We start from the raw sequence: 21,028 nt of genomic DNA, 5'->3' as shown, positions 1-21,028 counted from the left end.
AGAAGTAGACGAAGAGAGCCACCGCAGCCATGAGCCGTTCCGCACACCCCGCCGGCCCCCGTCACGCCGACGTCCTGCCCGAGGGCCACTACAACAGCGCCCCGCCCACCGACCTCAACGTCCTCGACCCGAAGGTGTGGGCGCGGACCGTCGCCCGTACCGGCGACGGCGCCGTCACCGTCGGCGGCGTCGAAGTCGCCCGGCTCGCCGAGGAGTTCGGCACCCCGGCGTACTTCCTCGACGAGGACGACTTCCGCGCCCGGTGCGCCGCCTGGCGCGACGCCTTCGGTCCCGACGCCGATGTCTTCTACGCCGGTAAGGCCTTCCTGTCGCGTGCCGTCGTGCGGTGGCTGGACGAGGAGGGGCTGAATCTGGATGTGTGTTCCGGCGGTGAGCTCGCCACCGCGCTCTCCGCCGGAATGCCCGCCGAGCGCATCGCCTTCCACGGCAACAACAAGACCGAGGAAGAGATCAGCCGCGCGGTCCAGGTCGGCGTCGGGCGCATCGTGCTCGACTCCTTCCAGGAGATCGCGCGCGTCGCCCACATCGCCGACGGCCTCGGCAAGCGGCAGCGCGTGCAGATCCGCGTCACGGTGGGCGTCGAGGCGCACACCCACGAGTTCATCGCCACCGCGCACGAGGACCAGAAGTTCGGCATCGCCCTCGCCGACGGGCAGGCGGCGGAGGCCGTGCGGCGCGCCATCAAGCTCGATGGCATCGAGCTCATCGGGATCCACTCCCACATCGGGTCGCAGATCTTCGACATGGCCGGCTTCGAGGTCGCCGCGCGCCGCGTCGTCGGCCTGCTCGCCGAGGTGCGGGACGAGCACGGCATCGAGCTGCCCGAGATCGACCTCGGTGGCGGGCTCGGTATCGCGTACACGAGCGAGGACGACCCGCGTGAGCCGCACGAGATCGCCAAGGCGCTGAACGAGATCGTCACGCGTGAGTGCGAGGCGGCGAACCTGCGCACTCCTCGCATCTCCGTCGAGCCGGGGCGTGCCATCGTCGGCCCGACCGCCTTCACGCTCTACACCGTCGGCACCGTCAAGCCGCTCGAAGGACTGCGGACCTACGTCTCCGTCGACGGCGGCATGTCCGACAACATTCGCACCGCGCTCTACGACGCCGAGTACACCGTCGCCCTCGTCTCCCGCACCTCCGACGCCGCCCCGATGCTCGTCCGTGTCGTCGGCAAGCACTGTGAGAGTGGCGACATCGTCGTGAAGGACGCGTTCCTGCCTGCCGATGTCGCTGCCGGTGATTTGATCGCCGTGCCGGCCACCGGCGCGTACTGCCGTTCCATGGCCAGCAACTACAACCACGCGCTTCGCCCGCCGGTCGTCGCCGTGCGCGACGGCGAGGCCCGGGTGATCGTGCGGCGCGAGACGGAGGAAGATCTCCTGCGGCTCGACGTCGGATAAATGAAATCTACGTCTCACGATCCGGACCCCGGGCTGAAACCCCGGTTCGGTGGGTGAGACTGGTCCCACCGCAGAAACACGTAGCAGTAGAGGAAACGAGGTCGGATGATGCGTACGCGTCCGCTGAAGGTGGCGCTGCTGGGCTGTGGGGTTGTCGGCTCAGAGGTGGCGCGCATCATGACGACGCACGCCGACGACCTCGCCGCCCGGATCGGTGCCCCCGTCGAACTCGCGGGTGTGGCCGTGCGGCGGCCCTCCCGGGTGCGCGAGGGAATCGATCCTGCCCTGGTCACCACCGACGCCACCGCGCTCGTGAAACGCGGTGACATCGACGTGGTGGTCGAGGTCATCGGTGGCATCGAGCCCGCGCGCACCCTCATCACCACCGCCTTCGAGCACGGCGCCTCCGTCGTCTCCGCCAACAAGGCGCTCGTCGCCCAGGACGGCGAGGCCCTGCACGCCGCGGCCGTGGAGCACGGTGAGGACCTCTACTACGAGGCCGCGGTCGCCGGCGCGATTCCGCTGGTCAGGCCGCTGCGCGAGTCGCTCGCGGGGGACAAGGTCAACCGCGTCCTCGGCATCGTGAACGGCACGACGAACTTCATCCTCGACGCGATGGACACGACCGGCGCCGGCTACCAGGAGGCGCTCGACGAGGCCACCGCCCTCGGATACGCCGAAGCCGACCCGACCGCCGACGTCGAGGGCTTCGACGCCGCGGCCAAGGCCGCCATCCTCGCCGGCATCGCCTTCCACACCCGCGTACGCCTCGACGACGTGTACCGCGAGGGCATGACCGAGGTGACCGCCGCCGACTTCGCGTCCGCGAAGCAGATGGGCTGCACCATCAAGCTGCTCGCCATCTGCGAGCGGGCCGCCGACGGGCAGTCCGTCACCGCCCGCGTGCACCCGGCGATGATCCCGCTGTCCCACCCGCTGGCCTCCGTGCGCGGCGCGTACAACGCCGTGTTCGTCGAGGCCGAGGCCGCGGGTCAGCTCATGTTCTACGGGCCCGGTGCCGGCGGCTCGCCGACCGCGTCCGCCGTACTCGGCGACCTCGTCGCCGTCTGCCGCAACCGCCTCAACGGCGCGACGGGACCCGGCCAGTCCGCGTACACACAGCTGCCCGTCTCGCCGATGGGCGATGTCGTGACGCGGTACCACATCAGCCTCGACGTGGCCGACAAGCCGGGCGTACTCGCCCAGGTCGCGACGGTCTTCGCCGAGCATGGCGTCTCCATCGACACCGTGCGGCAGTCGGGGAAGGACGGCGAGGCGAGTCTCGTCGTCGTCACCCATCGCGCGGCGGACGCGGCCCTCACCGGGACCGTGGACGCGCTGCGTCAGCTCGACACCGTGCGCGGTGTCGCCAGCATCATGCGTGTTGAAGGGGAGTAGCAGGGATGACCGGAATGACCCACCAGTGGCGCGGCATCGTCGAGGAGTACCGGGACCGGCTCCCGGTGACCGACACCACGCCGGTCGTGACGCTGCGCGAGGGCGGCACGCCGCTCGTACCCGCGCAGATGCTCTCCGAGCGCACCGGCTGTGAGGTGCACCTGAAGGTCGAGGGCGCCAACCCGACCGGTTCGTTCAAGGACCGCGGCATGACCATGGCCATCACGAAGGCCAAGGAGGAGGGCGCGCAGGCCGTCATCTGCGCCTCCACCGGCAACACCTCGGCCTCCGCCGCCGCGTACGCCGTGCGCGCCGGGATGGTCTGCGCCGTCCTCGTGCCGCAGGGCAAGATCGCCCTCGGCAAGATGGGCCAGGCGCTCGTCTACGGCTCGAAGATCCTCCAGGTCGACGGCAACTTCGACGACTGCCTGAACCTGGCCCGCAGCCTCTCCGAGAACTACCCGGTGGCGCTGGTCAACTCGGTGAACCCGTACCGCATCGAGGGCCAGAAGACGGCCTCGTTCGAGATCGTGGACGCGCTCGGCGACGCCCCCGACATCCACGTGCTGCCCGTCGGCAACGCCGGCAACATCACGGCCTACTGGAAGGGCTACAAGGAGTACGCGGCCGACAGCGTCTCCTCCCGTACGCCCCGGATGTGGGGCTTCCAGGCCTCGGGCTCCGCGCCGATCGTGCGCGGCGAGATCGTGAAGGACCCGTCGACGATCGCGACCGCGATCCGCATCGGAAACCCCGCCTCGTGGCAGTACGCGCTCGCCGCGCGCGAGGAGTCCGGCGGCTTCATCGACGAGGTGACGGACCGTGAGATCCTGCGCGCCTACAAGCTGTTGGCGTCCCAGGAGGGTGTCTTCGTCGAGCCCGCCTCGGCCGCGTCCGTGGCCGGTCTGCTGAAGGCCGCCGAGCAGGGCAAGGTCGACCCCGGCCAGAAGATCGTCTGCACCGTCACGGGCAACGGTCTGAAGGACCCGGACTGGGCCGTCGCCGGCGCCCCGCAGCCCGTCACCGTCCCGGTCGACGCCGCCGCGGCCGCCGAGCGCCTCGGCCTCGCCTGAGCCGCACCGCCACGGCGGGCGGCTTTAGGCGACACTGACACCTCGTCAACTGGGCGTTTCCGTACAGGGGGTGCACAGGGGGGCTTACGACACGCATCGTGCGCCTCCTGTGCGCCCTATGTCGCCACGGAACCTTCCTTCGATAAGCTGTGTCGAACCCGCCCACCGCATATGCCGTGGTGCCGCCGCTGCTTTGTCGATCGCGGCCCGGGTGTCGACGCACGCATCACCAGAACATCGACGCATCACAAGACATCGGAAGTTCTCGAAACATCCCGCAGCTCAAGGAGAGTCATCGACCGATGGCCGGTCCCGCTTTCCGCGCCGCCGCCGTCAGGGTGCGCGTCCCCGCCACCAGCGCCAATCTCGGCCCGGGCTTCGACAGCCTCGGCCTGTCGCTGGGGCTCTACGACGACGTGGTCGTCAGGGTCGCCGACTCCGGGCTGAACATCGACATCGCAGGCGAGGGCTCCGAGAGCCTGCCCCGCGACGAGTCGCACCTCCTCGTACGGTCCCTGCGCACGGCCTTCGACGCCCTCGGCGGACAGCCGCGCGGGCTCGAGATCGTCTGCGCCAACCGCATCCCGCACGGCCGTGGCCTGGGCTCCTCGTCCGCCGCGATCGTGTCGGCCGTCGTCGCCGCGCGCGCCGTGACGATAGGCGGCGCCGCCCTGCTCGACGACGCCGCGCTGCTCGAACTCGCCACCGAGATCGAGGGCCACCCCGACAACGTGGCCCCGTGCCTGCTCGGTGGCTTCACCATCGCGTGGACGGAGACCGGCGCGGGCCGGGCGATCCGTCTCGACGCCGCCAGTTCCATCGTTCCGGTGGTCTTCGTCCCCGGAAAGCCCGTCCTCACCGAAATGGCGCGAGGACTGCTGCCGCGCACCGTCCCCCACGTGGACGCCGCGGCCAACGCGGGCCGGGCGGCCCTGCTCGTAGAGGCCCTGACAAGGCGCCCCGAGCTGCTGCTCCCGGCCACCGAGGACCGACTTCACCAGGAGTACCGGGCGCCGGCGATGCCGGAGAGCGCCGCACTGGTGGAGCGGCTGCGGGCCGACGGGGTGCCCGCGATGATCTCCGGAGCGGGGCCGACGGTCCTCGCTCTGGTGGAGGAAGAAACGGCCGACAAGGTCGCCCGGCTGGCCGGGGAGGGGTGGGCGGCGAACCGCCTTGACCTCGATGTCGACGGAGCGAGCGTGCTGCCGCTTGGCTCCTGACACCCGGTTGCCGGAATACGAGAGGGGGAATGTTTGTTGGATCCGGTAGTGTTAACCTCAAGTCTGCACCCGGCCCTACCATGGCGAGGTGCTGTGTGTCCCCGTCAGGGACAACCATTCTTCCGGGAGCCTCCCCAGCTGTTCCGTGCGTTCTTCTCGCATGCCGAGACGTGGCACTGAAGAGTGGCGAGCACGCTCCGGAACCGGCGTGATCGAGCCGCGTGACACAGAAATCCAGTGCACCCGCGGAATCGGGCTACGCCGTCACCACCGAATTCTTCCGCCTCTTCGGCGGACAACCGCCCCGGCACGGTCCGTACAGGCAGGACCTCCGCCGGACAGCACAACCGGTCGCCGAGCCAGACAGGCCGACGTCCGCTCCAGGGAAGGACCCTTCGTGAGCGACACCACCGATCTGATGGGCGTGACTGCCGACAGCTCTGCTGCCGCGCCCGCCGCGTCCTCTGCGGACGCCTCCGCTGCGCCCGCCGCCGGTGCTTCGGGCTCCCGGCGGCGCCGCGGTACCGGCCTTGACGGCATGGTGCTGGCCGAGCTGCAGCAGGTCGCATCGGGCCTCGGAATCAAGGGCACTGCGCGCATGCGCAAGAGCCAGTTGATCGAGGTCATCAAGGAGGCCCAGTCCGGGGAGGCAACTCGCAGGCCCCCGCGAAGAGCGCCGACGCCGCCGAGACGAAGCCGAAGCGGCGGGCCACCTCGAAGGCCCGCACCGGCGACGAGCCCGCGGCAGACGCGGCGCCCGCGAAGTCGGCTGCCAAGGCGGACAAGGCCGAGACGGCCGACGTCAAGGCGAAGAAGGCCACCGCCCAGCAGCAGATCGAGATCCCCGGCCAGGGCGCCAGTGACGAGCAGCCGGCCGGCGAGCGTCGTCGCCGCCGTGCCACGTCCGAGGCGGGCAGCCCCGAGACGGTCACCGCCGAGGCCAAGGCCGACACGCGGCAGGACAAGCAGGACCGCCAGCAGGAGCGTCAGGACGGCGGCGACGGCAACAAGGGCGACGGCGGCCAGGACGGCAACCACGAGGGCCGTCGCGACCGCCGGGACCGCGGCGACCGTGGTGACCGCCGGGAGCGTGGCGACCGCGGTGACCGTGGTGGACGCGACCGTGACCGCCGCGGCGGCAAGGGCGACGACCAGGGCGGCAACAACCAGCAGGGCGGCGGCCGGAACAACCAGCAGGGCGGCGGCGGCCGGAACAACCAGCAGGACGACGGCTACGACGACGACGGCGGCGGCCGCCGCGGGCGCCGGGGCCGTTACCGCGACCGCCGTGGGCGTCGCGGGCGCGACGAGCAGGGCTTCGGCAACGAGCCGCAGATCTCCGAGGACGACGTCCTGATCCCCGTCGCGGGCATCCTCGACATCCTCGACAACTACGCCTTCATCCGTACGTCGGGCTACCTGCCGGGTCCCAATGACGTCTACGTCTCCCTGGCCCAGGTCCGCAAGAACGGCCTGCGCAAGGGTGACCACGTCACCGGTGCCGTACGTCAGCCGAAGGACGGCGAGCGCCGCGAGAAGTTCAACGCTCTGGTCCGCCTCGACTCGGCGAACGGCATGGCGGCCGAATCCGGCCGCGGGCGCCCGGAGTTCAACAAGCTGACGCCCCTCTACCCGCAGGACCGCCTCCGCCTGGAGACGGACCCGGGTGTGCTGACGACGCGCATCATCGACCTCGTCGCGCCGATCGGTAAGGGCCAGCGCGGTCTGATCGTGGCCCCGCCGAAGACCGGCAAGACCATGATCCTGCAGTCGATCGCCAACGCGATCACCGTGAACAACCCCGAGTGCCACCTGATGGTCGTCCTCGTCGACGAGCGTCCGGAAGAGGTCACGGACATGCAGCGGTCGGTGAAGGGCGAGGTCATCTCCTCGACCTTCGACCGTCCGGCCGAGGACCACACCACGGTCGCCGAGCTCGCCATCGAGCGCGCCAAGCGCCTCGTGGAGCTGGGTCACGACGTCGTCGTGCTGCTCGACTCGATCACCCGCCTGGGCCGCGCGTACAACCTCGCGGCGCCGGCCTCCGGCCGCATCCTGTCCGGTGGTGTCGACTCGACCGCCCTGTACCCGCCGAAGCGCTTCTTCGGTGCGGCCCGCAACATCGAGGACGGCGGCTCGCTGACCATCCTCGCCACCGCCCTGGTGGACACCGGGTCCCGCATGGACGAGGTCATCTTCGAGGAGTTCAAGGGCACCGGCAACGCCGAGCTCAAGCTCGACCGCAAGCTCGCCGACAAGCGCATCTTCCCCGCGGTGGACGTCGACGCGTCCGGTACCCGTAAGGAAGAGATCCTGCTCGGCAGCGACGAGCTGGCGATCACCTGGAAGCTGCGTCGCGTGCTGCACGCGCTCGACCAGCAGCAGGCGATCGAGCTGCTGCTCGACAAGATGAAGCAGACGAAGTCCAACGCGGAGTTCCTGCTGCAGATCCAGAAGACGACGCCGACGCCGGGCAACGGCAACGACTGACGCTTCACCGGATTCCGAGGGCTGGGCCCCGCCGCTTCGTGCGGCGGGGCCCAGCCCTTTCCCGTACGTGGTCCCGTGCCTGGCCGGGACGTTTCGGGGCACTCGTCGGCCGGAGACCTTCACCACACGTATAAGGATCTGTGCCCTCTGTGAAGCATGCGGCACATGGGCGTGAAAGTGCAGGTGAGAGGCTTGCTGCTGCCTGGTCCCACTACGTACGGTCGCCGTTCCGCCCCAGAATGCGCACACGTGTTTGTGCAACCCTTCTCTGCGGTCCGCCGTCACACCGAGTGAACGCAGAAGCGGACCGAAGGACCAGAAGCAGACGAACCTGCGAGGAGTTATGCCGGACCGTGACAGCAAGCCCGGGCGCCACCGCAGCGCCAAGGGCAGCCGCCGCAAGGCCCGCAGTGGGCGCAGCAAGGCGCTGCGTATCGCGGCGTGGAGTGCCGCGGGCGTCGTCGTCCTCGGTGGAACAGGCTTGGGGTACGTCTACTTCCAGCTCAACGGCAACATCAAGAGCGTCGACATCGACTCGCAGCTGGGCACCGACCGCCCGCAGAACGTGGACAACGGCTCACAGGACATCCTCGTCCTCGGCTCCGACACCCGGGCCGGCGCCAACGAGAAGGTCGGCGGCGGCGCCGACGAGGGCTCGGCGCGCTCGGACACCGCGATGGTCGTCCACGTCTACAAGGGCCACAAGCGGGCCAGCGTCGTCTCCATCCCCCGGGACACGCTCGTCGACCGCCCCTCGTGCACCGACAAGAAGGGCAACGAGTACCCGGCGCAGAACGAGGTCATGTTCAACTCCGCGTACTCGACGGGCGGCGCCGCCTGCGCGGTCAAGACCGTCGAGTCGATGAGCGGCATCCGGATGGACCACTACGTCGAGGTCGACTTCAGCGGCTTCCAGAAGCTGATCGACGACCTCGGGGGCGTCAAGGTCACCACCACGAAGGCGATCGACGACCCGGACAGCCATCTGAACCTCAGTGCCGGCACGCACAAGCTCAGCGGCAAGCAGTCGCTCGGCCTCGTCCGCACCCGGCACGGCGTCGGCGACGGCAGCGACCTGGGCCGCATCCAGCTCCAGCAGTCGTTCATGAAGGCCCTGATGGACCAGATCAAGAGCGTCGGCGTCTTCACCAGCCCGAGCAAGCTGTACGCACTCGCGAACACCGCCACGAAGACGGTGACCACGGACTCGCAGCTGGCCTCGGTCAAGGACCTGACCTCGTTCGCGAGCGGGCTCAAGGGCATCGGCTCCGGCGACATGAACATGGTGACGCTGCCCGTGCGCTACGACCCGAACGACGCCAACCGCGTGCTGCTCGACGAGACCGATTCGGCGAAGGTCTGGAAGGCCCTCAAGGCCGACAAGGCCGTCCCGAAGTCGGCCACGGCGGACTCCGCCAAGGGCTCCGCCGACAGCGTCGTGAAGTAGCTCCGACCCCCTCGGGGAGCGGCCGGGAATACTTCCGGGCCCTCCCCGGTTTTGGGGGATACGGCCAGTCCTGGCAGACTGGTACGTCGGCCCCGGTTCACGCTCCCGCATCCCGCGTCAGCGACCCGGAGCCCTCCATGAACCTAGGAGACACCTTGAAGCGCGACATCCACCCCGAGTACGTCGAGACGCAGGTCTCCTGCACCTGCGGCGCGTCGTTCACCACCCGTAGCACCATCTCGTCCGGCACCGTCCGTGCCGAGGTCTGCTCCGAGTGCCACCCGTTCTACACGGGCAAGCAGAAGATCCTCGACACCGGTGGCCGTGTGGCCCGCTTCGAGGCCCGCTTCGGCAAGGCTGCCGCTGCCAAGAAGTAGCGAAGCTCCAGCGCCGGTCCACGGTGCCCCTGTTCGCGCGGGGGCACCGGGACCGGCGCTTTGCGGTGCAGCCCCTTTTGATCCCCCGTAACTGCAGGAGCCGGAGATGTTCGAGGCCGTCGAGGAACTGATCGGTGAGCACGCCGATCTGGAGCAGAAGCTCGCGGACCCCTCGGTCCACGCCGACCAGGCGAACGCGCGCAAGCTCAACAAGCGCTACGCCGAGCTGACCCCGATCGTCGCCACGTACCGCTCCTGGAAGCAGACCGGGGAAGACGTCGAGACGGCCAAGGAGTTCGCCGCCGACGACCCGGACTTCGCGGCGGAGGTCAAGGAACTCGAGCAGCAGCGCGAGGAGATCACCGAGAAGCTGCGGCTCCTCCTGGTCCCGCGCGACCCGTCCGACGACAAGGACGTGATCCTCGAGGTCAAGGCCGGCGCCGGTGGCGACGAGTCCGCGCTGTTCGCCGGTGACCTGCTGCGCATGTACCTGCGCTACGCCGAGCGCGTCGGCTGGAAGACCGAGATCATCGACGCCACCGAGTCCGAGCTGGGCGGCTACAAGGACGTCCAGGTCGCCGTGAAGACCAAGGGCGGGAACGGCGCGACCGAGCCCGGCCAGGGTGTCTGGGCCCGCCTGAAGTACGAGGGCGGCGTGCACCGCGTGCAGCGTGTGCCGTCGACCGAGTCGCAGGGCCGCATCCACACCTCCGCCGCCGGCGTGCTCGTCACGCCCGAGGCCGAGGAGGTCGACGTCGAGATCCACGCGAACGACCTGCGCATCGACGTCTACCGCTCGTCAGGACCCGGCGGGCAGTCCGTCAACACGACCGACTCCGCCGTCCGCATCACGCACATCCCCACCGGCGTCGTGGCTTCCTGCCAGAACGAGAAGTCCCAGCTGCAGAACAAGGAGCAGGCGATGCGTATCCTGCGCTCCAGGCTCCTCGCAGCGGCGCAGGAGGAAGCGGAGAAGAACGCCGCCGACGCCCGCCGCAGCCAGGTCCGCACCGTCGACCGCTCCGAGAAGATCCGCACGTACAACTTCCCGGAGAACCGCATCTCGGACCACCGCGTCGGCTTCAAGGCCTACAACCTGGACCAGGTGCTCGACGGCGATCTCGACGCCGTGATCCAGGCGTGCGTCGACGCGGACTCGGCCGCCAAGCTCGCCGCCGCGTAGAACCGCACCGCCCGCCCCGTACGACAGCTCAGCCCGGAGGATCAGCGTGCAGCAACATTTTGGGGGGCGACCCCCGAACCCCCGCAGCGTGCTGCTCGCGGAAGTGGCCCAGGCCACCCAGCGGCTCGCCGACGCCGGCGTGCCCTCGCCGCGCAATGACGCGGAGGAGCTCGCCGCCTACGTGCACGCGGTCAAGCGGGGCGAGCTGCACACCGTCAAGGACGTGGACTTCGACGCCCGGTACTGGGAGACGATCGCGCGCCGCGAGGCCCGCGAGCCGCTCCAGCACATCACCGGGCACGCGTACTTCCGCTATCTGGAGCTCCAGGTCGGTCCCGGTGTCTTCGTGCCGCGCCCGGAGACCGAGTCGGTCGTCGGCTGGGCCATAGACGCCGTGCGCGCGATGGATGTCGTCGAGCCGCTGATCGTCGATCTGTGCTCCGGCTCAGGCGCCATCGCGCTGGCGCTCGCGCAGGAGGTCCCGCGCTCGCGCGTGCACGCCGTGGAGCTGTCCGAGGACGCGCTCAAATGGACGCGCAAGAACGTCGAGGGGTCCAGGGTCGACCTGCGTCAGGGCGACGCCCTGACGGCCTTCCCGGACCTCGACGGCCAGGTCGATCTGGTGATCTCCAACCCGCCGTACATCCCGCTCACCGAGTGGGAGTACGTCGCCCCCGAGGCCCGCGATTACGACCCGGACCTGGCCCTGTTCTCCGGCGAGGACGGCCTCGACCTGATCCGCGGCATCGAGCGCACCGCCCACCGTCTGCTGCGCCCCGGCGGCATCGTCGTCATCGAGCACGCGGACACGCAGGGCGGCCAGGTGCCGTGGATCTTCACCGAGGAGCGGGGCTGGGCGGACGCCGCCGACCACCCCGACCTCAACAACCGCCCGAGGTTCGCGACCGCCCGCAAGGCGCTGCCGTGACCGACGCGTTGTCCTTTCAGTTTGACGATTTCGAGCGATCCGCAGATCAGCACACCGAGCAGGAGGCCCGCTAGATGGCACGGCGTTACGACACCAACGACGCAGTCGACCGCGCTACCGGTCTGCGTGAAGCCGCCTCCGCAGTCCGCCGCGGAGAGCTGGTCGTGCTGCCCACCGACACCGTGTACGGCATCGGTGCGGACGCCTTCACGCCCGAGGCCGTCGGTGACCTCCTGGAAGCCAAGGGCCGCGGCCGCAACATGCCGACGCCCGTCGTCATCCCGTCGCCGAACACGCTGCACGGTCTCGTCACGGACTTCTCCGAGATGGCCTGGGAACTGGTCGACGCGTTCTGGCCGGGCGGCCTGACCCTCGTCGCCAAGCAGCAGCCGTCGCTTCAGTGGGACCTCGGCAACACCAACGGCACCGTCGCGATCCGCATGCCGCTGCACCCCGTCGCCATCGAACTGCTCACCGAGGTCGGCCCGATGGCGCTCTCCTCGGCGAACCTGACGGGACACCCCTCGCCCGAGGACTGCGACGCCGCGCAGGACATGCTCGGCGACTCCGTCTCCGTCTACCTCGACGGGGGGCCGACGCCCGGCAACATCCCGTCGTCCATCGTCGACGTCACCGGCAAGGTCCCGGTCCTGCTGCGCGCGGGCGCGCTGACCGCGGACGAGCTGCGCAAGGTCGTACCCGACCTCGAGGTGGCGAATTGACAGCCCCTGAGACGGGGCGTGGCATAGGCAACGGGTACGTACGCACGCCGGCACTCCCCGGCGACACCTTCCGCATCCTCCACGTCAGCACCGGCAACGTGTGCCGCTCGCCGATCACCGAGCGGCTGACCCGGCATGCCCTCGCGGACCGGCTCGGCGCGCCGCTCGCCGGCGGTCTCGTCGTGGAGAGCGCGGGCACCTGGGGCCACGAGGGCGCGCCCATGGAGGCCAACGCGGAAACGGTCCTGGCCGACTTCGGCGCGGACGCCTCAGGCTTCGTGGGCCGCGAGCTCCTCGACGACCACGTCATAAGGGCCGACCTGGTCCTCACCGCGACCCGCGACCACCGCGCGCAGGTCATCTCCATGGGCCACAGCGCGGGCCTGCGCACGTTCACGCTGAAGGAGTTCACGCGGCTCGTGCAGGCCATAGACCCGGCCACGCTGCCGGACCCCCTGGAGTCCGGCGTGGTCGAGCGCGCCCGCTCCCTGGTCCGCGCGGCGGCCGCTCTACGCGGGTGGCTGCTCGCCCCGTCCGTGGAAGCGGACGAGGTCTACGACCCGTATGGCGCCCCCCTCCCGTTCTTCCAGTCGGTGGGCGGCGAGATCAACGAGGCGCTGGCCCCGGTGGTGACAGCCCTGACGGGCGTCCACAAGTAAGCCCCTGCGGTGGTTGAGCAGCGGAGCCCCGTGGCGTGAGCCCGGGCGGCCGTAACCGCACGGATCTACATTGGAAGGCACCCACCTCCCCGACGCGAGGCCCGGAGCCGACCATGCCGGTGATGACAGAACCCGCAGCCACAGCGGAGCTACAGCGGCAAGACCCCGAAATGGCCGAGATCCTCCTGGGGGAGGCGGCCCGCCAGGCCGATTCCCTTCAGCTCATCGCCGCGGAGAACTTCACGTCACCCGCGGTCCTCGCCGCCCTCGGCTCCCCGCTCGCCAACAAGTACGCGGAGGGCTACCCCGGCGCCCGCCACCACGGCGGCTGCGAACTCGTCGACGTCGCCGAACGCCTCGCGGTCGACCGCGCGAAGGCCCTCTTCGGCGCCGAACACGTCAACGTGCAGGCGCACAGCGGCTCTTCGGCCGTGCTCGCCGCGTACGCCGTACTGCTGAAACCCGGCGACACCGTCCTCGCGATGGGCCTGCCGTCCGGCGGCCACCTCACGCACGGCTCAGCGGCCAACTTCTCCGGCCGCTGGTTCGACTTCGTCCCCTACGGCGTCGACGCGGAGAGCGGGTTCATCGACTACGAGGAGGTCCGCGCGGCGGCCCGCGCCCACCGGCCCAAGGCCATCGTGTGCGGCTCGATCTCGTACCCCCGGCACATCGACTACGCGGCCTTCCGGGAGATCGCCGACGACGTGGGCGCCCACCTCATCGCCGACGCCGCGCACCCCATCGGCCTCGTCGCCGGGGGAGCGGCCCCGAACCCGGTCCCGTACGCCGACATCGTCTGCGCCACCACGCACAAGGTGCTGCGCGGACCGCGCGGCGGGATGCTGCTGTGCGCGGCGGAGCTGGCCGACCGCGTCGACCGGGCCGTCTTCCCCTTCACCCAGGGCGGCGCCCAGATGCACACGATCGCCGCGAAGGCCGTCGCGTTCGGCGAGGCGGCGCGGCCCGCCTTCACCGCGTACGCCCATCAGGTCGTCGCCAACGCGCGGCTGCTCGCGGGCGCGCTCGCGGCGGAGGGCTTCGGCGTCACCACCGGCGGCACCGACACCCATCTGCTGACCGTGGACCCGGCCCCGCTCGGCGTCGCGGGCGCGGTGGCGCGTGGCCGGCTGGCCTCCGCGGGCATGATCCTCGACACATGCGCGCTGCCACGCTGCGGAGCAGCTGATGTCACGGCCGAGGCTGGCCGCGGTCTGCGCCTCGGCACCGCCGCCGTCACCACACAGGGCATGGGTGAAGCAGAGATGGCCCGCGTCGCGGTGCTCCTGTCGGGTGTCGTACAGGGCGTTCTCGACGTCCGGACGGTGCGCGAAGAGGTGCGCGAGCTGGCCGGAAGATTCCCCCCGTACCCCGCCTGAAACGGGGTAGGCGGCCGACAAGACACCCCTTGCGACGCACCAGTACGTCTCCGGAACCGTCAGCCGTGCAACCATCGTCGCTACCCGGAAGTCCCCAACCCTAAGCACGCGAGACTAGGGTGTGGGGCTGAGATGGCCAGCGATACCTGTGGGGAAGCCCGTGCGTGAATACCTGCTGACGCTCTGCATCACGGCCGCGGTGACCTATCTGCTCACAGGCCCGGTGCGGAAGTTCGCGATCGTGGCCGGCGCCATGCCGGAGATCCGTGCGCGTGACGTGCACCGGGAGCCCACGCCGCGGCTCGGCGGTATCGCCATGTTCTTCGGACTGTGCGCGGGCCTGCTCGTCGCGGATCACCTCACCAACCTGGACAAGGTCTTCGAGTCCTCGAACGAACCGCGCGCGCTGCTCTCCGGCGCCGCGCTGATCTGGCTGATCGGCGTCCTGGACGACAAGTTCGAGATCGACGCCCTCATCAAGCTCGGCGGCCAGATGATCGCCGCGGGCGTGATGGTGATGCAGGGCCTGACGATCCTGTGGCTGCCGATCCCCGGTGTCGGGACGGTGTCCCTCACCCAGTGGCAGGGGACGCTGCTCACCGTCGCGCTCGTCGTCATCACCATCAACGCGGTGAACTTCGTCGACGGCCTGGACGGCCTCGCGGCCGGCATGGTGTGCATCGCCGCCTGCGCGTTCTTCCTGTACGCGTACCGGATCTGGTACGGCTACGGCATCGAGTCCGCGGCCCCGGCCACGCTGTTCGCGGCGATCCTGATGGGCATGTGTCTGGGCTTCCTGCCGCACAACATCCATCCGGCGAGAATCTTCATGGGCGACTCGGGCTCCATGCTCATCGGCCTCGTCCTCGCGGCCGGCGCGATCTCCATCACGGGCCAGGTCGACCCGGACGCGCTGAAGCTCAACCTCGGTGGCTCCACCCGGGACACCACGCACGCGATGCTCCCCGTCTTCCTGCCGCTGCTGATGCCGTTGACGATCATCGCGATCCCGTTCGCCGACCTCGTCCTCGCGATCGTGCGCCGCACCTGGAACGGGCAGTCGCCGTTCGCCGCGGACCGCGGGCATCTGCACCACCGGCTCCTGGAGATCGGCCACTCGCACTCCCGCGCGGTGCTGATCATGTACTTCTGGTCGGGCCTCATCGCCTTCGGCGCGGTCGCCTACTCCGTGCACTCCGCGTCCGGGATGTGGGTCATGCTCACCATCGTCGCGCTGAGCTTCGTCGGGCTCGTCATGCTGCTGTTGCCGCGCTTCACACCGCACGCGCCGCGCTGGGCCCAGCACTTGGTGCCGCCGCGCTACCGGCGGCCGGCCGGAGTCGCGGAGGGGGACGAGGCGGCCGAGCCGTCCGAGACCTCCGACGGCGAACCGGACCGCAGCCGGATTCCCGCAGGAGTCAACGGGGCGACGGCGATTGGCGCTCGTTCGCGCTTCACGGATCGGCGTAAGGCCGGAACGCCCCGTTGACGGGGGCGATCACGATGCCTGAAATGAGCCCAATACCAGACATGTTGACCTCGCGGCTGCACAGACGCGCACGTTCCCCCTCACGTGTGACGGTTGGCACACCTTCTAGGTAAAGACCGCATCAAATAGTTTGTGATACCGTTCACGAAGCCGGGGGAAGGACCGAAAGGCCGTAGTGCGACGGTCATTTGGCCCGAATCGGACTGCCGTATCCCCGGACTACGCTCGTCCATGACGACACCTGCCCCACACCAGTAAGCGGAGCTGCCGCCATGCCGTCCAATGACGCACGGACCCTTCTTCACACCGTCGTACCCACCATCGCCGCAGGCGTGATTGCCGCGGTGGTCAGTGGTGTGGTTGCGGGCGGCAAGGGGGCCATCGGTGCGCTGGTCGGTGCTCTGGTGGTGATCGTGTTCATGGGCCTCGGGCAGGTCGTGCTGATTCGCACGGCAAAATCGCTTCCGCAGTTGTTCCAGGCGATGGGGCTGATGCTCTACGTCGCCCAGCTGTTGCTGCTCATGATCTTCGTGGCCATCTTCAAGGACACGACTCTGTTCAACCCCAAGACCTTTGCCGTCGCTCTGGTCGTTTCGACCGTGGTGTGGATGGCCGCTCAGGCCCGCGCGCACATGAAGGCCAAGGTTTTCTATATCGACCCCGAGGCGGCGCCCGGCTCCAAGGGGACCGGGTCCGGTGAGAAGGCCGAGAAGACCGGGTCGTCGTCGTGAGAGGTAGGGCCGGGATAAACGCCCGTTCGGCGGGCTGCTATCGTCCGGTGCCAACTGCGGCATCGCCGGCGCGGGCACGAGAGCTGACGCCTGCACGATCGCGAGGCTCACTGCCTGCCCGCCGCCCCCACGCCCGAAACACCAGACCGGTGCCGATCCGCGGCTGCACGCCGCACCGACACAACGAGGTTGCCGTACTTATGCGTCACGCCGAAGGAGCCCGCGGTGAGTGCTGACACGACCCAGCTCGCCTTTGACTGGAGCTGTCGGATCATGTCCGACAACGGATGCGGCTTCCCGGCGCCGGGCCTGCACTCCTTCCTGTTCGAACCGATCGCCGACTTCGGCTGGTTCTACTTCAACAAGGTGATGCTGCTCGCCCTGCTCACCACCATCGTCATCTGCTGGTTCTTCTACGCCGCGTTCGGCCGCTCGAAGGTCGTGCCCGGGAAGATCCAGATGATCGGTGAGGCCGGCTACGACTTCGTCCGCCGCACCATCGTCTACGAGACGCTGGGCAAGAAGGAGGGCGAGAAGTACGTACCGGTCATGGTCTCGATGTTCTTCTTCATCTGGATCATGAACGTCTGGTCGGTCATTCCGCTGGCCCAGTTCCCGGTCTCGTCGGTCATCGCCTACCCGGCGATCCTTGCGGCCCTCGTCTACCTGATCTGGGTGCCGCTGACCTTCAAGCGCCATGGTTTCGTGGGTGGTTGGAAGAACATCACCGGCTACGACCCGTCGCTCGGCGGCATCAAGTGGCTGGTCTCGTTCATCGAGTTCTTCTCGAACCTGCTGGTCCGCCCGTTCACGCACGCGGTCCGACTCTTCGCGAACATGTTCGCGGGTCACCTGATGCTGGTGATGTTCACCGTCGCCTCCTGGTACCTGCTGAACAGCTGGATGATCCCGGCCGCGGGCGTCTCCTTCGTGATGACGATCGCGATGATCCTCTTCGAGCTTTTCGTTCAGGCCGTCCAGGCGTACGTCTTCGTCCTCCTGGCCTGCACGTACATTCAGGGCGCTCTCGCCGAGCAGCACTGAGCCCCACCCCGTCCAACCACCCCCAGGTCGTCCGGTGGACAACCCCCACCGGTTCGTAAAGAAAAGGAAGTAACGGCATGTCCGCGTCCATCGAACTCGCCGCTGGCGTCTCCGGCTCCCTCGGTTCCATCGGTTACGGTCTCGCCGCGATCGGCCCCGGCATCGGTGTCGGCATCGTCTTCGGTAACGGCACCCAGGCCCTGGCCCGCCAGCCCGAGGCTGCCGGCCTGATCCGCGCCAACCAGATCCTCGGCTTCGCCTTCTGTGAGGCGCTCGCCCTGATCGGCATCGTTATGCCGTTCGTGTTCGGTCAGTAATTACCGCGTACTGACTGATCACTTTCGACGAAAGGCACTGATGTGATCGCCAACCTGGTTGCACTCGCGGCCGAGGAGAAGCAGAACCCGCTTCTCCCGCCCGGCCCCGAGCTGCTCATTGGCACCCTTGCCTTCGCCATCGTCTTCTTCTTCTTCGCCAAGAAGCTCCTTCCGCGCATCAACAAGACGCTGGAAGAGCGCCACGCGCAGATCGAAGGCGGTATCGAGAAGGCCGAGGCGCTTCAGACCGAGGCCCAGAGCGTGCTCGAGCAGTACAAGGCTCAGCTCGCCGAGGCCCGGCACGAGGCCGCGCGGCTGCGCCAGGAGGCGCAGGAGCAGGGTGCCTCGCTCATCGCCGAGATGCGTGCGGAAGGCCAGCGGCAGCGTGAGGAGATCATCGCCGCCGGCCACTCGCAGATCGAGGCCGACCGCAAGGCCGCCGCTCAGGCGCTGCGTCAGGACGTGGGCCTGCTGGCCACCGACCTGGCCGGCAAGCTGGTCGGCGAGTCCCTCGAGGACTCCGCCCGGCAGTCGCGCACGATCGACCGCTTCCTCGACGAACTCGAAGAGAAGGCAGAGGCCGCTCGATGACCGCCCACGGAGCGAGCCGCGAGGCACTGGCCGCCGCGCGCGAGCGTCTGGACGCGCTGACCGACTCCACGTCGGTCGACGCCGAGGCGCTCGCCGGTGACCTGGCCTCGGTGACCGCGCTGCTGCAGCGCGAGGTCAGCCTGCGGCGGGTCCTGACCGACCCGGCGCAGGCCGGTGAGGCCAAGGCCGAGCTCGCGAGCCGCCTGCTCGGCGGCCAGGTCGGCGGCGAGACCGTCGACCTGGTGTCCGGCCTGGTCCGCTCCCGGTGGTCGGCCTCCCGCGACCTGGTCGACTCCCTGGAGGAGCTGGCCAACACCGCGGACCTGACCGCGGCGCAGAAGCGCGGTGACCTCGACGACGTCGAGGACGAGCTGTTCCGGTTCGGCCGGATCGTCTCCTCCAACACCGAGCTGCGTGCCGCACTGACCGACAAGTCGGCCTCGGCCCCGGCCAAGGGCGAGCTGGTGAAGCAGCTGCTCGACGGGCGGGCCAAGCCGACCACCGAGCGGATCGTCGGCCGTCTTGTGACCGCGCCGCGTGGACGTAGCCTGGAAGCGGGACTCGAGTCCCTCTCCAAGCTCGCCGCCGAGCGTCGCGAGCGCATGGTGGCGGTCGTCACCACGGCGGTCCCGCTGAGCGACGCGCAGAAGCGGCGTCTGGGTGCGTCCCTGGCGAAGCTCTACGGGCGTCAGATGCATCTGAACCTGGACGTGGACCCCGAGGTCCTCGGCGGGATCAAGGTGCAGGTGGGCGACGAGGTCATCAACGGCTCCATCGCGGACCGCATCGAGGAGGCCGGCCGCCGCATGGCCGGCTGACCGCAACAAGCTCAAAACGTACGACTACGGCCCTAGTTGGGCCGTGCAGAGGATTCCTGGGGGCCCGCGGCGTAGCCGTTGAGGTACACAGCCCCAGACCCCCCAAGAACACTTCGGGCCCAACAAGGAGAGCAGGGAACCCAGATGGCGGAGCTCACGATCCGGCCGGAGGAGATCCGGGACGCGCTGGAGAACTTTGTCCAGGCGTACAAGCCGGACGCGGCCTCGCGCGAGGAGGTCGGTACGGTCACCCTTGCCGGCGACGGCATCGCGAAGGTCGAGGGTCTTCCCTCGGCCATGGCCAACGAACTGCTGAAGTTCGAGGACGGCACCCTCGGCCTCGCACTCAACCTGGAAGAGCGCGAGATCGGCGCCATCGTCCTGGGCGAGTTCAGTGGCGTCGAGGAGGGACAGCCGGTCACGCGTACCGGCGAGGTCCTGTCCGTCGGTGTCGGCGAGGGCTACCTGGGTCGCGTCGTCGACCCGCTCGGCAACCCGATCGACGGCCTCGGCGAGATCGAGACGTCCGGCCGCCGCGCCCTCGAGCTGCAGGCCCCGGGCGTCATGGCCCGTAAGTCGGTGCACGAGCCGATGGAGACCGGCTACAAGGCCGTCGACGCGATGACCCCCGTCGGCCGTGGCCAGCGTCAGCTGATCATCGGTGACCGCCAGACCGGCAAGACCGCCCTGGCCGTCGACACGATCATCAACCAGCGTGACAACTGGCGCACCGGCGACCCGAAGAAGCAGGTCCGCTGCGTCTACGTCGCCGTCGGTCAGAAGGGCTCCACCATCGCCTCCGTGCGCGGTGCCCTCGAAGAGGCCGGCGCGCTGGAGTACACGACCATCGTCGCCGCCCCGGCGTCCGACCCGGCCGGCTTCAAGTACCTGGCGCCGTACACCGGTTCGGCCATCGGCCAGCAGTGGATGTACGAGGGCAAGCACGTCCTCATCATCTTCGACGACCTCTCGAAGCAGGCCGACGCCTACCGCGCCGTGTCCCTGCTGCTCCGCCGCCCGCCGGGGCGCGAGGCCTACCCGGGTGACGTCTTCTACCTGCACTCGCGTCTGCTCGAGCGCTGCGCGAAGCTGTCGGACGAGCTCGGTGCCGGTTCGATGACGGGTCTGCCGATCGTCGAGACGAAGGCGAACGACGTGTCGGCGTTCATTCCGACCAACGTCATCTCCATCACCGACGGTCAGTGCTTCCTCGAGTCCGACCTGTTCAACGCCGGTCAGCGCCCCGCGCTGAACGTCGGTATCTCGGTCTCCCGTGTGGGTGGCAGCGCCCAGCACAAGGCCATGAAGCAGGTCTCCGGCCGACTCCGTCTGGACCTCGCCCAGTACCGTGAGCTGGAGGCGTTCGCCGCCTTCGGTTCCGACCTGGACGCCGCGTCGAAGGCTCAGCTGGAGCGCGGTATGCGCCTGGTCGAGCTGCTGAAGCAGGCCCAGTACCAGCCGATGGCCACCGAGGACCAGGTCGTCTCCGTCTGGGCCGGTACCAACGGCAAGATGGACGAGGTGCCGGTCGCCGACATCCGCCGCTTCGAGAAGGAGCTCCTTGAGCACCTGCACCGCAAGGAGCAGGGCCTCATGACCTCCATCAAGGAGGGCGGGAAGATGTCGAACGACACCATCCAGGCCATCGACGAAGCCGTCGCCGACTTCAAGAAGCAGTTCGAGACCTCGGACGGGAAGCTTCTCGGCGAGGACGCTCCGGCCGCCGCCAAGTGACGTA

At 69.1% G+C, this 21,028-nt stretch carries 18 protein-coding genes and 1 pseudogene; all 19 read left to right on the top strand.

What is annotated here, in order from left to right; all coding sequences use genetic code 11:
* Nucleotides 1-29: 29 nt before the first annotated feature.
* The 19 genes and pseudogenes from lysA (at nt 30) to atpA (ending at nt 21,024) form a co-directional block, all read left to right on the top strand.
* Nucleotides 30-1,424: a diaminopimelate decarboxylase gene (gene lysA, locus ACP4E5_RS17050; protein ID WP_425829565.1), complete on the top strand. Its 1,395-nt coding sequence runs from the start codon at nt 30-32 to the stop codon at nt 1,422-1,424.
* Between the two features lie 105 nt (nt 1,425-1,529).
* Nucleotides 1,530-2,822 carry a homoserine dehydrogenase gene (locus tag ACP4E5_RS17045; RefSeq protein ID WP_425829563.1) on the top strand — a complete coding sequence of 431 codons (1,293 nt, stop codon included), beginning with the start codon at nt 1,530-1,532 and terminating at the stop codon, nt 2,820-2,822.
* Nucleotides 2,823-2,836: 14 nt separating this feature from the next.
* Nucleotides 2,837-3,895 carry a threonine synthase gene (gene thrC / locus ACP4E5_RS17040; RefSeq protein WP_425841407.1) on the top strand — a complete coding sequence of 353 codons (1,059 nt, stop codon included), beginning with the start codon at nt 2,837-2,839 and terminating at the stop codon, nt 3,893-3,895.
* Between the two features lie 302 nt (nt 3,896-4,197).
* On the top strand, nt 4,198-5,115 hold the full coding sequence (gene thrB, locus ACP4E5_RS17035; RefSeq protein WP_425829561.1) for a homoserine kinase: 918 nt from the start codon (nt 4,198-4,200) through the stop codon (nt 5,113-5,115).
* A gap of 397 nt (nt 5,116-5,512) precedes the next feature.
* Nucleotides 5,513-7,605, top strand: a pseudogene (gene rho / locus ACP4E5_RS17030) (transcription termination factor Rho).
* A gap of 343 nt (nt 7,606-7,948) precedes the next feature.
* Nucleotides 7,949-9,052 (top strand): LCP family protein, encoded by a 1,104-nt coding sequence (locus ACP4E5_RS17025; protein ID WP_425829559.1) that lies wholly within the window; start codon nt 7,949-7,951, stop codon nt 9,050-9,052.
* Between the two features lie 155 nt (nt 9,053-9,207).
* Nucleotides 9,208-9,429, top strand: a complete 222-nt coding sequence (rpmE, locus tag ACP4E5_RS17020; protein ID WP_010984345.1) for a 50S ribosomal protein L31 — start codon at nt 9,208-9,210, stop codon at nt 9,427-9,429.
* Nucleotides 9,430-9,535: 106 nt separating this feature from the next.
* Nucleotides 9,536-10,612, top strand: a complete 1,077-nt coding sequence (prfA, locus tag ACP4E5_RS17015; protein ID WP_425829557.1) for a peptide chain release factor 1 — start codon at nt 9,536-9,538, stop codon at nt 10,610-10,612.
* A gap of 88 nt (nt 10,613-10,700) precedes the next feature.
* On the top strand, nt 10,701-11,540 hold the full coding sequence (gene prmC, locus ACP4E5_RS17010; protein WP_425829555.1) for a peptide chain release factor N(5)-glutamine methyltransferase: 840 nt from the start codon (nt 10,701-10,703) through the stop codon (nt 11,538-11,540).
* A gap of 74 nt (nt 11,541-11,614) precedes the next feature.
* Nucleotides 11,615-12,262, top strand: a complete 648-nt coding sequence (locus ACP4E5_RS17005; RefSeq protein WP_425829553.1) for an L-threonylcarbamoyladenylate synthase — start codon at nt 11,615-11,617, stop codon at nt 12,260-12,262.
* Nucleotides 12,259-12,921, top strand: a complete 663-nt coding sequence (locus tag ACP4E5_RS17000; protein WP_425829551.1) for an arsenate reductase/protein-tyrosine-phosphatase family protein — start codon at nt 12,259-12,261, stop codon at nt 12,919-12,921. Before ACP4E5_RS17005 ends, ACP4E5_RS17000 begins: the two co-directional genes overlap by 4 nt.
* 113 nt (nt 12,922-13,034) lie before the next feature.
* Nucleotides 13,035-14,300, top strand: coding sequence for a serine hydroxymethyltransferase (locus tag ACP4E5_RS16995; RefSeq protein WP_425829549.1), 1,266 nt, complete (start codon nt 13,035-13,037; stop codon nt 14,298-14,300).
* A gap of 160 nt (nt 14,301-14,460) precedes the next feature.
* Nucleotides 14,461-15,789 (top strand): MraY family glycosyltransferase, encoded by a 1,329-nt coding sequence (locus ACP4E5_RS16990; RefSeq protein WP_425829547.1) that lies wholly within the window; start codon nt 14,461-14,463, stop codon nt 15,787-15,789.
* Between the two features lie 272 nt (nt 15,790-16,061).
* The gene (locus tag ACP4E5_RS16985) at nt 16,062-16,520 is read left to right on the top strand and encodes a Cg1360 family ATP-synthase-associated protein (protein ID WP_425829545.1); all 459 of its coding nucleotides are present in this window, start codon (nt 16,062-16,064) and stop codon (nt 16,518-16,520) included.
* A gap of 225 nt (nt 16,521-16,745) precedes the next feature.
* Nucleotides 16,746-17,564: a F0F1 ATP synthase subunit A gene (gene atpB / locus ACP4E5_RS16980; protein ID WP_483030243.1), complete on the top strand. Its 819-nt coding sequence runs from the start codon at nt 16,746-16,748 to the stop codon at nt 17,562-17,564.
* Nucleotides 17,565-17,641: 77 nt separating this feature from the next.
* Complete coding sequence (gene atpE / locus ACP4E5_RS16975; protein ID WP_385762526.1) at nt 17,642-17,881, top strand: ATP synthase F0 subunit C; 240 nt, start codon at nt 17,642-17,644, stop codon at nt 17,879-17,881.
* Between the two features lie 42 nt (nt 17,882-17,923).
* Nucleotides 17,924-18,472, top strand: a complete 549-nt coding sequence (locus ACP4E5_RS16970) for a F0F1 ATP synthase subunit B (protein WP_425829543.1) — start codon at nt 17,924-17,926, stop codon at nt 18,470-18,472.
* Entirely contained in the window at nt 18,469-19,290 is an 822-nt protein-coding gene (locus tag ACP4E5_RS16965; RefSeq protein ID WP_425829541.1) for a F0F1 ATP synthase subunit delta, read from the top strand. The genes ACP4E5_RS16970 and ACP4E5_RS16965 overlap by 4 nt, the downstream gene beginning before the upstream one ends.
* A gap of 144 nt (nt 19,291-19,434) precedes the next feature.
* Nucleotides 19,435-21,024: a F0F1 ATP synthase subunit alpha gene (gene atpA / locus ACP4E5_RS16960; protein WP_425829539.1), complete on the top strand. Its 1,590-nt coding sequence runs from the start codon at nt 19,435-19,437 to the stop codon at nt 21,022-21,024.
* Nucleotides 21,025-21,028 lie beyond the last annotated feature (4 nt).

Source organism: Streptomyces fractus (genome assembly GCF_049844455.1).
GTDB lineage: Bacteria > Actinomycetota > Actinomycetes > Streptomycetales > Streptomycetaceae > Streptomyces > Streptomyces fractus.
The sequence above is the reverse complement of the archived record's forward strand: the minus strand, read 5'-3'. Positions and strand labels throughout refer to the sequence as shown.